The 13,927-nt window shown below is 34.9% G+C and carries 6 protein-coding genes; 1 reads left to right on the plus strand and 5 read right to left on the minus strand.

The annotated features are described in order from the left end of the window. Positions 1 to 91: 91 nt before the first annotated feature. From F6K18_RS20185 to F6K18_RS20205, 5 genes are all read right to left on the minus strand, one after another. On the minus strand, positions 92 to 4,477 hold the full coding sequence (locus F6K18_RS20185) for a response regulator (RefSeq protein WP_287523321.1): 4,386 nt from the start codon (positions 4,475 to 4,477) through the stop codon (positions 92 to 94). A 118-nt stretch (positions 4,478 to 4,595) separates the two neighbouring features. Then, a complete protein-coding gene (locus F6K18_RS20190; RefSeq protein WP_287523323.1) occupies positions 4,596 to 7,700 on the minus strand; it encodes a methyl-accepting chemotaxis protein in 3,105 nt (1,034 codons plus the stop codon). Between the two features lie 146 nt (positions 7,701 to 7,846). Further along, positions 7,847 to 8,365, minus strand: a complete 519-nt coding sequence (locus F6K18_RS20195) for a chemotaxis protein CheW (protein ID WP_124143463.1) — start codon at positions 8,363 to 8,365, stop codon at positions 7,847 to 7,849. 16 nt (positions 8,366 to 8,381) lie between these two features. After that, the gene (locus F6K18_RS20200; protein WP_124143464.1) at positions 8,382 to 8,747 is read right to left on the minus strand and encodes a response regulator transcription factor; all 366 of its coding nucleotides are present in this window, start codon (positions 8,745 to 8,747) and stop codon (positions 8,382 to 8,384) included. 647 nt (positions 8,748 to 9,394) lie between these two features. After that, entirely contained in the window at positions 9,395 to 10,618 is a 1,224-nt protein-coding gene (locus F6K18_RS20205) for a response regulator (protein WP_287523325.1), read from the minus strand. Between the two features lie 933 nt (positions 10,619 to 11,551). Between F6K18_RS20205 and hmpF the strand changes: the two genes are divergently transcribed. Then, complete coding sequence (gene hmpF, locus F6K18_RS20210) at positions 11,552 to 13,291, plus strand: pilus motility taxis protein HmpF (RefSeq protein ID WP_287523327.1); 1,740 nt, start codon at positions 11,552 to 11,554, stop codon at positions 13,289 to 13,291. The last annotated feature ends 636 nt before the right edge of the window (positions 13,292 to 13,927 follow it).

Here is a 13,927-nt window from a genome sequence, read left to right on the forward strand (position 1 = left end):
TCTCGATATTCTCCTCCTGGGAGGGGTTAGGGGTGAATCCCCCTGTTGCCTGTTGCCTGTTGCCTGTTGCCTGTTGCCTCCCATGTTAAAATCAATAACCACCACCGCTCAATATATCTCCAACAGCTTTACCTTCTAGTATACTAACCGCCCCTTCTAATAGCTTATCTTCGATATATGGTTTGGTAAAGTAACCCTTTGCACCCAACTCAAATGCCATTTCCATGTGTTTTTTTGCTCCACGAGATGTCAACATCGCCACAGGTAAAGTATTCAAATGAGAATCTTTTTGCATCCGAGATAATAACTCGAAACCATCCATCCGAGGCATTTCAATATCACAAAATACCAAATCACACGGTAAACCTGCACGCATTTTTTCCCAGGCATCCTTACCATCCCTTGCTTGTTCAACTCGATAACCAGCTTTACTAAATGTCATTGATAACAATTCACGCACCGTAATTGAGTCATCAACAATTAATACTGTTAACTCACTCTTTTGCTGTACAGGTAAAGATGCCTCATCTTCTTCGCTAGATGACCACATATTACCCTCATCTCGGCGTAGTCTTCCTGTTGCTAAGTTAATTAATTCAATGACATCCGCGATCGCGACAATATTACCATCCCCTAAAACTGTTGCTCCAGCAATACCGATAGGTTTAGGTATCGGACCCTCTAATTGTTTAATTACAATTTCCTTCTGTTGTTCTAAAACTTGATCGACTTGCACCGCCAAAAATATGCCAGCAGAAGCAGAGCGCAAAACAACAATTGAAATCATATCTTCCTCAGCATTCATACCATATACATTACCGCGACGGAGATGACGATTATAAACAAGCAGCTCTCGTAAGTGACGGAAAGGCAACTTTGATCCACGCCATTCTATATAGTATTGCCCATTTTCTTCTGCTTTAACTTCCTCCTTAGACACTTTAATCATATCCTCTACCCCATCCATCGGAAAAGCAATCCAAGAGCGATCGCTAATACAACATAATGCTTTTGAGATACTCAAAGTCAGAGGTAAGCGAATTGTAAATATTGTACCCTTACCAATAGTAGAGTCAATAGAAATAGTACCTCGAATTTCGGTTAAATTAGTTTTCACCACATCTAACCCAACTCCACGACCTGAAAAATTATCAGCCTTATCTTTTGTACTAAAACCCGGATGAAAGAGCAAATCATAAACATCAATGTTAGACATCCCTTTAGCTTGTTGTTGAGTAATTAGACCTTTTTCTATCGCTTTCTTCTTGACTTTTTCGGCATTAATTCCCGCTCCATTATCTGCCACCGAAATCACCGTTTGATTACCTTGGTGAAAAGCACGAATTGTGATTTTACCTTGACGAGACTTACCTGCTGCTAGACGTTGTTGAGGTGTTTCAACTCCATGAGTTATGGCATTATTAATTAGATGCTTCATTGGGTCAGAAAGCTTATCCTGAATCATTTTATCAATTAAGGTCTCTTTCCCTTCTACCTGTAAACTCACCTCTTTGCCACATTCCATTGAAATGTCTCGCACCGCACGAGGTAATAGTTGTACCGTCTGAGAAAAGGGTATCATTCTCGACCTAGTTAACCCTTCTTGTAATTGAGTTGTCACTTGTCGTAGCTGACGGGTTACTTGTTCTGCGTCATCAACCAGAAATTCAATGTCAGAAGAAGACTCTCGTACTCGGACTATATATTCTATAGTTTCCTGAGCCAATAAATGGAAAGGGGTGAAGTTTTCCACCCGGTCAAGATCGAGAGAGTCTTTAAACCCTTTTTGTGCTACTTTTACCACCGTACTTTCGGGCACTGTCGTAGTAGAATGATGTCCTTGACGACTGTCCCAAATTGCTCTTTCTAAAAGTGTTTTTTCATACAAGTCGTGCATTCGTTGTCCAGCATCACTGAGTAACATTACCTGATGGAGCAGGTTATCTAGAAACTGGCGCATTCGTTCTTGACCTTGTTCTAAACTATTACGATTGACTACTAGTTCACCTACTAAGTTACTGAGATTATCTAGTTGCTTTGCAGGTACTTTGACTGTTTGTTCTGGAGGGCGTCTATTTCGGCGAGGAGTATTAGTAGTAGAAACCCCACTAGATTTATAAGTATCTATATTAGGAGTTTCTAATAATTTATCTAAGTCGCTAAAGGGATCTTCTTCTGGTAGTTTTTTTGTGATACTGGCAGCTTCATGGGCAGGGGTCTTTTCTACAACTGCTGTATTTGATTTGAGTTTTGAATTAATTCCTGTACCATTTAATAGTTTTTCTAGTTTTACAAAAATATTATTATTATCTAATTTTTCTCCATTTAGTATTGCTTCTAATTCAATAAATTCATATTCTTCTGATTCTATTTGATTTTTAGCTGTTAATTGTTGATTTTTTTCTGACTCTAGAGAAGTTGTTCCACTCACTACATCTTCTAACAACTTATTTAAGTCTACCGTTTCATCTACAGTTTCATGGTTTTCTACGGTAGGCCACAAATCTTCTATATTTACTGAAATTTCTGAATTTTCTTGAGGTTCATTATCGCTCTCAATTAAATTATCTAATGATTCATTAGAATCTAAGTTAATAAAATCTAGGTTTGGATCGTCGAATAAACTATTCAAATCATTGTGATCATCTTCCCAGTTTATCTGCTCCACATTGATTGATTTTTGTGAGTCTGACAAATCTACATCTTCTCGATCAAATCCTTTGGAAAAACTGGATGTCAAATCATCTGATTCTATTTGATTTTCTTGTTGTTCATTTACTGTGTCTAAATCTTCAAACAGTGCTTCTAAATCGGCTACTTTTGAGTTTAAATCATTTTTGGTTTGAATTTGGCTTTGATTATTTTCTACTTTTACATCATTTTTAATTTTTTTCCCTTCATCTTGGATTCCCAATAAATCACTAAAATCTTCATCTACCTGATATTTTTGGTTTATTTTTTTAGAAATTGATTTGATATTTTTTTGCAGATTATTTTTGGGTAAATTCACTTGTAAATCCCTGTCATTTTCATAGTTTTTTATATCTTCTAACTCTGTTAAATCTCCCTGATTTATAGCATTGAATAGGTCATCCAAATATTCTGTATGTTTTGCTTCACTATTATCTAGTTGTAAGTTAGTATTTTGCTTGTTAACATTACTTTTTTTTTGTAGTGTATTTTCTTTAGTGTTATTAAACAAATCTGACAAATCTTCCTCTACTGGAGTTAAAAAATTAGATTCATTATGATTTTTAATTTTGGATGATTGTACAACTTCATTAACATCAAATAATAAGTCAGACAAATCACTAGAATCATCCCTCTCAATTTCAGATATTTTTAACTCTCCTCCTTCCACATTACCTTGATCTAGTATTTCTTCTTCTTCCCAACTAGAGTCTAGTTCTGGTGTTTCTCCTTCAAATAAATCTGCTAAACTATTTAGTTCTGTTACTCCAACTTCTGGTCCTTGCCTTACTCCTTGTTTATCTCCTATTAAGTCATAGTTATTATTATCTATATCCCTAGCTTCTAAGCTATTAAACCAGTCATTTATAGACTCTTTTTTTTGAGTTAATATATCATTTTTGTTGTTTATTCTCTCATTAATATTAGTTTGGTTCTGTTGATTTTTTGTTTCATTTAACATATCTATTTCACCTATATTTTTGTTGATATATTCTGCGTTTTTAGTTAAAGCTTTTAAATTTTCATCTATCACTATTTCTTGCTCTCGATTATCTCTAATTAATTCTTCAGCTTGTTTCAAATTTTTAATTATGTTATGAGCAAGAGTATAGTATGTATTTTCCGTGTTAGCGATAGCTTTTTTAATCGCCTCTATTAATTTTAACCAATTTGATGACACATGTTCTTGTCTGCCCTGACCTGCTAAAAAATCACATATATTTTTCAATTTATTCCTTGTACTGGCATCATCATTTTGCTTGAATAAAAGCAACATTTCTCGCATTTTTTCTGATACTTCTGCCATAAAAAAACTTTGTTTGTCAACATTTAATTCTGGTATTTTTCCTATAGTTATTCCGTGAGTTTCTCCTGCTAAATCATCTAGATGTTCTTCTAACTCTTGAAATACCGGCTCTAATTTTTCTAGTTTAGTTTTTTCTTCCTTTTCTGTTAAACCAGAGTTGGAAAGTTGTTCTAATAAGTCTTGTAAAGTATCTAAAACACTTAAAAATAAAGATTCTAATTTATTATCTACTTCAATGGAAGTTTCTCTCAGGATTTTAAAGCTATCTTCTAATCTATTAGCAATATTTCGTACACTATTAATTTCTAACATAGCAGCCCCACCTTTAACAGAATGAGCAGCTCTAAATAATTCGTTTAATAGTTCTCGATCTGCTATAGTATTTGGTAAGTTTAATATTCCATGTTCTATAGTATTGAAGTGGTCTTTGGCCTCCTCAATAAAATAGCCCATAATTTTTTGTGTTTGTTCTGTTTGCATATTTTTTATAGTTCTGGATTCAACGGGATATTTTTTCAACTACTAACTTTTGTTTTGCATCGATTGAAAAATATGCTGATAATTTATTTGTTCACATACGTTCATTAATATTTTGACTTTATTGATCTGCTGGATCTACTCGGAAACGTTCTACTGAAGTCAATAAATCTCGAGCAATACCCACTAAATTTTGTAGCGAACTATAAACTCGTTGAGATTCTTGAGAAGTTTCTTGAGCTGTCAATTCTACTGCCTGCATCACCTTTGATACTGATTGAGCCACTTCATTTTGTTCTACTGTATCTGCAGCAATAGAACGTACCAACACATCAATTCTTGTTGTAACTTGAACAATATCTTCCAGAGACTGCTTTGCTTCCTCTGCCAACTCCGTTCCTTTAATAACATGCTGAGTTGCTTCTTCCATTCCAGTCATCACCCCTCCTGTTTCAGTTTGAATTTGCATCACTGTGTGTTCTATATTCTTAGATTCTTTAGCTGATTTATCTGCTAACTGTCTGACTTCATCTGCTACTACTGCAAATCCTTTGCCTGCTTCTCCTGCCCTAGCTGCTTCAATACTGGCATTCAATGCCAACAGGTTTGTGCGAGAGGCAATACTAGAAATTGAACCTACAATCTTAGAGATTTCCTGGGTAAACTCTGATAAACGCTTCACTCTTCGAGTTGCATCTGCCACACCTTCTCTGATTTGCAAAATACCAGCTACGGTACGGTCTACTGTCTCCCCTCCTTTCAATGCTAAAGCTGCTGCAGACCTTGCTACATCTTCAGTTTCGCGAGCGTTTTCAGCCACCCTTTGAATAGCATCGGTCATTACTTGCACAGACTGTAGAGTCGCTGCCAACTCTTCTGCTTGTCGCAAAGCATCTGTAGATAAACCTTGAGCAAAAGTCGCACTATCCATAGAACCCCTACTCACTTTTTGAGCAGCTTCTTTTACCTGATGTACAATTTCCCGCAAATTTTGAATTGTTAAATTAAACGAATCTGCTACTGCTCCCAACACATCAGCTGTAACTTCTGCACTAACAGTTAAATCTCCACGAGCTGCTCCTTCTACATCATCTAGTAAACGAATCACCTGCCTTTGTAAGTCTTCTTTGGCTTGTTCATTTTCTTCTGCCTTCCTTTGAGCATCGGTGTAAGTTGCCTGAATAACCTTAGCCATGTGGTTAAACTTGGCAGCAAGTTTGCCAAATTCATCTTCTGAATAAACTGTTGCTCTAGCTTTTAAGTTGCCGTCAGCAATAATATCGAATTGAGTATGTAAATCTTTGTTAGCTCTTTCTATTTGCTTTGTTGTGAGACTACCAAGACCATAAGCACTTAAAAAGCTACTGATTCCTGCGATACCTGTCATAATCCAACCAGTGCCACGCAAATAAGAAATTACTTCTGTTTTTTGTTCTTGATACGCTCTGTAGGAAACAACATTACTGACAAAAGCTACTACAATTAAGGATACTAATCCTGTTCCTATGGCTGTGTATAGTTGTTTTGTAGATAGTGAAGCATTTTCCCAGAATGCCAACCCACCTTGTTCAACCATTACAGTTGTATCTACTGCCTCTCCTTTAATTTTACTGAAGGTTGGGAGTTGATTATCTATTGGGATAGTTTCTTCATTATCAATTGCGCTACGATCAGTTCTGTTGTCAAACAAGGCTCCTGTTGTAGCACCTACCACCATTCCTGTGTCCATTGCTTCTATATTAGATGCTGCAGTACTCATATCGGGAGCTGTCATATCGGTCGGCATTTCCATCTCATCAGTTAGAGACCCATACTCTTCAAAATCACCAAATTCATCATCTTCTAGAAAACCATTTGCTTTTCTACCTTTAGTATTTCCTTCTTCATCTATATCAAAAGCTTCGCTGAATCCTGCTTCATCAAATTCATTGATCTCAAAACTATCCAGTTTTTCTGTTACTCCTGTACATAAATCTTCTATATGATTCCATTGATTATATAATCCGTCTTCTAATTCATCTATTCCATCACTTATTTCACTTATCTCACTTATTCCACTAATATCTTCAGTTTCTTCCCATCCGAAACTATTATTATTTCCCGTCAACAAAGTAGCTTGATCTAAACTTGAAAAATTACGGTTATGGTTTTTATCTTCCGTTTCTGGAGTTATTCGTAAATGATAATTACTGCTTTTTATGTTATTTGTTTCTCCAGTAATCATCCCTTCTGAATTCTCTAAAATTTCATCTATTACGTTCTCAAAATCATCATTAAGTTCATCTAAGTCTAAGTCTTCTATTCGATGGTCTATTTCTAAATCAGAATAATTTTTTATATCTTCATACTTTGTTCTGTCATCTTCTGCTATTTCTTCTTGCTGCTTTTTCCAAATTTCATCTAAGTCTTCATTCACAGCAAACTCTGAGATTTTTTCAGATATATTTTCTCGGCTATCACTACTATTTAAAACAGCATCATTTAGCAAATTTTTGGTTTCTTTATTATTTTCTATAGGTAACTGATATTCTAATTCTTGGTCATTTTCACCAAAAGGTTCTTCATATTTTGTGAAATCAGATAACTCTTCTAAATATTCATCTTTTTGATTACTAAGATTACCATTTGTACTAAAAGGGTGATTTTCTTCATCTGTCAGTTCTAAATCATCTATATCTTCTAAATATAATTTATCAATTTGATCAAAGTCAAAATTTTCTGTTATTAATTCATCGTTATTTTTATCCAGAAATAGTTCTTTTTCCGTAATATTTTCCAAGTCTTTTGCATCTAATTCTAGGCTGTTTTCATCCAGAAATAATTCTTTGTCTGCTATAGATTTTTGAGAGTTATAAATCTCTTCTTCCATAGCCACTTCATCCAGATTTTTATCCAAGTTAATATCTTCTATAAATTCTTCTGATTCACTAGCTGTGGGATTATTTGTAATAAATCCTTTACTATCACTTATACCTTGTTGAGCATAGCTAATAAAATCTGGGTTGTCAGTTAGGTCTAATACCGAATGATATTGCTCTGTTGCCACATCATATTGATGGAGTCCATAACAATATATATGACCACAAAGAAGACGAGCACTAGGGTCTTCTGGATAATCCTGAATTAAGTTATAAACTAAAGCTGCTGCTTCTTCATAATTACCCTGACTGTAGGCATCTTCTACTTTTTGATAATCTTGTAAAAAGTCTCTGCTGGATGATGTCATGCTGTCCCTCTCTCAATATAATTTTATTATTTTTTAGTTTTTTAATTTTATTGTTGACGGAATTGGGAATCAGCCTCAGTCAGAAATTTTAATATATAAACAACTCAATCAAACAATTATGTTGACTTACCAATTTTGACTTTTATTTAGGCTGCCCATCGAGCCGAACGAATAATTGCTTCTTGATCCAGTAATCTTAAAACCTGTTCTCCCTTTTCATCAAAAATCCACTCTCCTTTTAAGAAGGGAGCCATGCCATCTGCAATATTTGTGGACATTTTTAGCTTCTTTTCGTCAAGCCACTCCATTTCCACGATTCGTTCAACTGCTAATCCTAATATAGTGTCTTGGTCTTCTACTGCAATTACAGGAATCTCAGATTTATCTGTATTGATTGGGATTTGATCTCCGAGGAATTGACCTAGATCGGCTACCCAAATTACTCGTCCCCTTAAATTTATCGTACCTAAAAGTAAAGGAGAAACATTTGGAATTACTGTAATACCTTCTGGAGATTGAGAGATAACCTCTCGAATATCCATTGCTGGTAAAGCGAACTCATTGCCTGAAGGTAGATAAAATCGCAGATGAAGTTCACCTTCAGGATTTTCTAGTTCTTGAATCCCCGTACCTTGGCCTGGTAAAAAGTCTTGATTGCCAACCATAGTTTTGAACAATTTCCTATCTTCTTAACAATTGTTTAACTGTTCCTACCAGTTCTGTGGGCTGAAATGGTTTAGCAATGTAAGCATCTGCACCTTGCTTTAAGCCCCAGTAACGGTCAAATTCTTCTCCCTTAGAAGAACACATAACTACTGGAATATTCTTAGTTTTAGGATCGGATTTAATCCTCCGACAAACTTCATAGCCGTTCATTCTTGGCATCACAATATCTAGTACCACTATATCTGGTTTAGTATTCTTAAGTCGTCCCAAAGCTTCTACTCCATCATTAGCTACAGTAACTGCTAATCCACTATTTTTGAGAAGTTGGGAAATCATTTCTCTTTGGGTAACGCTATCTTCTACAACTAGAACTTTACTCATTTTTTTCTACCTGATAGCTTTAGTTTGGATTTATTGATAATTAAAACATATACATTTATTAACATTTTCTAGATTGGCTTTTTGCCCTAGCTCAATTAATTTAGATTTATAACTAGCAATAAATATCTATTTTGTTCAATATTTAACTTTCTGGTAAATCTGATTTATGATAACAGCATTGGTATTTATTAACTGGTTTTATCTACTTAATAAGTGAGTTTTTGGCTATAATAATCACCTAGATAGGTGTATATTTAGCCATGATAGTTATGTATAAATTCAATATATATCTTATTGCATACTATCTATTTATTACTTTAATTTGACAACTTAATAGTGGACAATTAATCACTATTCTCTTTAGCTTAATGTAATATAGTTTACCCAGAAACTTTGTCTGTATTAAGTTCCAATATCAAGTTTTTTGGCCAGCTGACTAAAATTCAGATGGTAGCCAATGGTATTTCAAATGATATTATATTTCCTCTTGACAATCTTCTATAGAATATGTGTATATCTATGAATATGTTTCAAATTTTCTTGTTTTTGTATTTCAGTCAAAAGTCAAATTAAATGTAAATTTTGTCATAAATATTTTCCTAACTCTAATGTCGAACAGATTATTACTTTGATTTTCTGATTATGGATTAAGTATTTTGAAGTTTTGAGAAAGTTTTGTCAACTTGATAGTTTATGGCTATTCCTGGTCCAATGTACTGTTCTACCAACATTAGTAATTCACTTTCTCCAAAAGGCTTGGTCAAGTAGTGCGTAGCTCCAACTATTCTGGCCTTAACCCGGTCGATAAACCCTTCTATACCAGTGAGCATAATAATAGGTGTTTGACGAAATGCTGTGGAGTTACGTAGCATTGCACAAATTTCATAGCCATCTAGTTCAGGCATAGCAATATCGCATAGAATTAAGTCTGGCTTCATCAGAAATACTTCACCTAATGCTTTGAGAGGATCGCTTAAGCTGGTTGCTTTATAACCATTCTGATTGAGAATTAATTCAACCTTTTCCCGAATAATTACATCATCATCAATACACACTACTTTCTGAATTTTTGTTTCTCGTTGTAATGGCTTTGGTTTTTTGATCGTGCTTGTTTCTGAAGATTGATCAATTAGTTGCACTATCCCTTTTTGCACAAATGGATAAATAGCCTTGGCTACTGTTAATACATCTCTGTTTAGATATCTAGCAATTTGCTGCATAGATGTCTGGCCATCTGACCAATTTTTTAATCTATTATATATATGGGGTTGTAATGCTTTCTGTAACTGAGCTGGATCTGCAATGACTGGACACTGTTCAGTAGAGTGAATATATGGAGAAAACTGATTCCACTCTTGTATCTGCTTCATTATTGTGGCCAACAACGAGCTAATTTCAAAGGTTGTTAACTGAGGTGTGAGAGCTGGACTAAGATCGAAGATAAATGATCCTCGACGAAGACTTAGTAAATTAAAGAGAGTTTCACGAACCATATTATGGATAATTCCACGTCCCTGAGCTGGTGTAAGAATTCCTTTTTCCAGAAAAGCCCATAAATATCCATATTCAGGTGCATGAACAGAGGCAAAAGAAGGAACTTTAATATTGTCAATCTCTTGATCTGCTTTGTAGCGACGTAAATAGTCTCTTAAACGAGATAAGCTACCCGCACTTTGGGTGGCATAGATGATTTGACCATTGAGAAAGAAGACAAACCAAGATGGTTCTGTGGGGAAGTGGTGTTGGGGTTCGGCAACATTATTGTTAACTGATGAGCTGTAAGATTCCACAAACAGTTCACCAGTTCGCTGACCTAACTCTATAAGTTGCAGGATGCTGCGGATATCAATTTCACTCAAATTTCCCTGCATGCAGCTTGTAAAATATAACTTTTGATGAACAATTTATATATATCTAGGGAAGATTAATATACCCTCTCATTTTTTCAAAAACAAGCAAGTATTATAATCAATGAGAATAAGCTTTGAGATAGTTAATGTTATCTTAGGGAAAACTATATAAACTATACTCTTACCTGACTACTTATGTCTCAAGCACGGATGTCTAAATATCATAAGGCATTTGTGCAGTAGTGCCAAAGTTCGATCATATCTTATAAAGTATATCGAGCTAAAGTTATATGGTATTGCTATGCTTTATGTTACTTTTACAGTTGTTTTGATTTTAAAAAAAATTACATATTTGTGATTTTGGAACATAATTTTTTACGATTATTAATTTTTAAAGTAATATATTTCCAGCTTAATACTACCTACCTATCGATTATTTCAAAGCCTAAGAAGCTATAGTTATACATACGCCTTGCTTTAAAATTCTACTTTAGATTCCTAACTTTTAGATAGAACCTAACAAAGCAACATTTTATTAAAATATAGTTCATATAATTTTTATTACTTAAATTAATATTTTTGTAGTTATACAAAAATAATAGATATACTTAATTACTAAATTTAACAAATACAATGAATAAGTAATATAATACTATAATATAGTAAGAATTAAAAAAATAAACTAGATTCTGAAAAAAAATTTCAGTTAAAAGTATCTTGACTATACTATTGGGTTGCCTATAACCTAAAACAATAGTATCTTAATTAAAGTTAAGGAACGATAGAATACTACGATAAACCTATATGGTTGTAAAACTTATAAATCACTTAAGTTAAAAAAAATTAATATTTCTTAAATTTAAGTCAGTATAGCATATAGTATTTGCTTTACTGTTAACATAAAAAACTACAAAAATCAAGCTTTTAGCATAGAAACCTCAAGAGGATAACAGTGTGCTGTATTTAGCAGAAGTACAAAAAAGACCAAGTGGTTTTGGTCTAGGTGGGGGTAAAACTGATTTGAAACTACTAGCCTCTCAGCGTGGTGAACATAATTGGGTGGCTGTACCTGGGGAAGAAGTTATTCCAGCTGATGAAGCTAAGGAATTTTCTCCTGGTTCGTTGGTGTTAGTAGATTTGAACAATAGTAAGCAGGTGCAGCAAATTCAAGATGCTGCCCGTCAGTTGGTGAAAATTCTGCAAAATTTCTCTCGCTCTCAAGAAAAATCTAAGACACAATGGGAGGAAATTGAGCAATGGAAAGCTTCTCTAACTTTTCAAGCCCAAGAATTGAATCGTAGAGAAATGGAATTGCAGGCTAAGGAAGAACAGCTTGTAGTTCTTCAAGCGGAAATTGATAGGTTGGAGCAACAACGTCAGGAAATTAGTCAAGCTCAAGAAGCATCTCAGCAACTTCAGGAACAGATAGAAAAAAATCGAGAAGAATTAGAAGCCGCTCGCTTAGAATTACACAAACAACAAGAAGAGTTTAACCAAAATCAGGGACAATTGTCTCAAGGGGCAGTTTTAGATGAAGATCAATCTCAGTATATTCGAGATGTACTGACTTGGTTGAATGAGGCGATCGCTCCGACAAATCTTTTGGGAGAAAAGTTAAGTCAGTCTTTAGAAATAGTTAGTTCTCAACAGGAAAGTCTAGAGCAACATGGACAAAGGTGGAAAGAACTGCCAAATACTAATTCTAGTGAAGAAAAACAGGAAGATATAGAAAGTTTGGTTAGTCATGTCCAAAACCAATGGGTAGAATGGCGACAAGACCGGGAGTCTTTAGCCGAATTGATTTCGGAATGGAGGTCGCAACAAACTTTATTGGCAAGTAAGCAAGAGTATCGTCAAGTATTGAATAGTCAAATAGAGATACAGACACAACTTTATGAGCAACTGAGTCATCTATCAACAGCATTGGAAAATGATGGTATTTCTGAGAAAGTAGATGTTGAAGCTCTGGAAAAAATTTCTCTTAATGAGTTAGAGCAACTGGTTCAAAGTTTACAACAAGACTTGCAAAGAGATATGAGTTTTGTTAAAGACCAGGAAGAAGAATTAGCATTACAGCAGCAAGAAATGGATGCTTTGCAAAGAAGAATCGATCAAGCTACTGAATATGACAGAATTAGCTTAGAGTCAGAGCTTTCAGATGAACAAGACTGTTACAAAATGTTAAATGAATCTTTAGTCGGTTCCCAAAGAAATCTTAAGGAAAGGCAAGAAATATTAAGTCAACATCAAGAGGTTCTCTGGCACAGATTAGGTAGTTCTTCTGGCCAACAACAGCAAAACAAAATAGACTTAAAGCCTACACTATCAAAGGTTGATGCTCAAAGGCAGCAGCTGACAGAGAATTTACAAAGTTTAGAAGCTGAAATTCAAAAAATACAAACAGATGTTGCCCGAAAAGAAGAAATTATCAATAGTCAAACTCGGCAACAAGAAGCGAAAAAAAATGAAATTGAACAACTAGAGTTAAGTTTACAGGAAAAGCAGAAGGCAAATTCACAAGGAGGAAATGAAGCTATTTATCAAGAAGTTATGTTACCTATGCAAGATTATCTTGAACAAGTCAGACAGCAACTAGAAGAAGTAGTAGGAGGAGTAAATCAAGTACAGGGTATAGGGACACAGGTGGAGCAGTTACAGCAAGTTCTTCAAAATATAATTGGTCAAGTGGATTGAAGAAGGCAGAAGGCAGAAGGGAAAATTTTATGGGGATAGTCTTTGACACGCCACTCAGCGTCTACAAACCCCAAGCAATTTTAAGCACCGTATAGATGGCGGGGTATCAAACCGATAAAAGAAAAGATAATGCGGGACTTATAGCTCTCCGAACCCCCCATTAGTTGAACTTAAAATATAGCAATCAGGAATCAGATGTGAGAATTGAGGTGTTCCTTTAAAGCATAGAATATAGCAGTTATAGCAATGTGCGCTGGGATATTTACAAATTACAAGAACTGTCCAATAGCTAAAAGCCTTATATTATCGGTTTTTTATTCCCCCTGTTGCCTGTTGCCAGATGAGCTGTTGCCTGCGCACAGCGCTATATCTTATTCTTATGTATTCGTTTCTTCCCTCCATACCTATTCTCTCCATACCTCCATACCTAAAATAAAAGTCTCCAATATCTCACAACTAAAACCATATTGCTATATTTTCTACTAAATTCACGTAAAGGTAGTTACATCCTCAGTACAGGACAAAAGTTGTCAAAAGGGTGAGAGAGAGGATTTGATGGAAATTACCACAACTTCAACAAACCCTCATGGAACAGATTAACCAACTTCGAGCCAAATTGCGATGCCATCCCAGATG

The sequence above is a fragment of the Okeania sp. SIO2C2 genome (assembly GCF_010692625.1).
In the GTDB taxonomy this organism is placed as follows: Bacteria; Cyanobacteriota; Cyanobacteriia; order Cyanobacteriales; family Microcoleaceae; genus Okeania; species Okeania hirsuta.

What these genes read in the sequence shown, in the direction of transcription:
- F6K18_RS20200 (WP_124143464.1), bottom strand. Translation starts at nt 8,747, where the DNA reads ATGAGTAAAGTTCTAGTTGTAGAAGATAGCGTTACCCAAAGAGAAATG.
- F6K18_RS20205 (WP_287523325.1), bottom strand. Translation starts at nt 10,618, where the DNA reads ATGCAGGGAAATTTGAGTGAAATTGATATCCGCAGCATCCTGCAACTT.
- F6K18_RS20185 (WP_287523321.1), bottom strand. Translation starts at nt 4,477, where the DNA reads ATGCAAACAGAACAAACACAAAAAATTATGGGCTATTTTATTGAGGAG.
- F6K18_RS20190 (WP_287523323.1), bottom strand. Translation starts at nt 7,700, where the DNA reads ATGACATCATCCAGCAGAGACTTTTTACAAGATTATCAAAAAGTAGAA.
- F6K18_RS20195 (WP_124143463.1), bottom strand. Translation starts at nt 8,365, where the DNA reads ATGGTTGGCAATCAAGACTTTTTACCAGGCCAAGGTACGGGGATTCAA.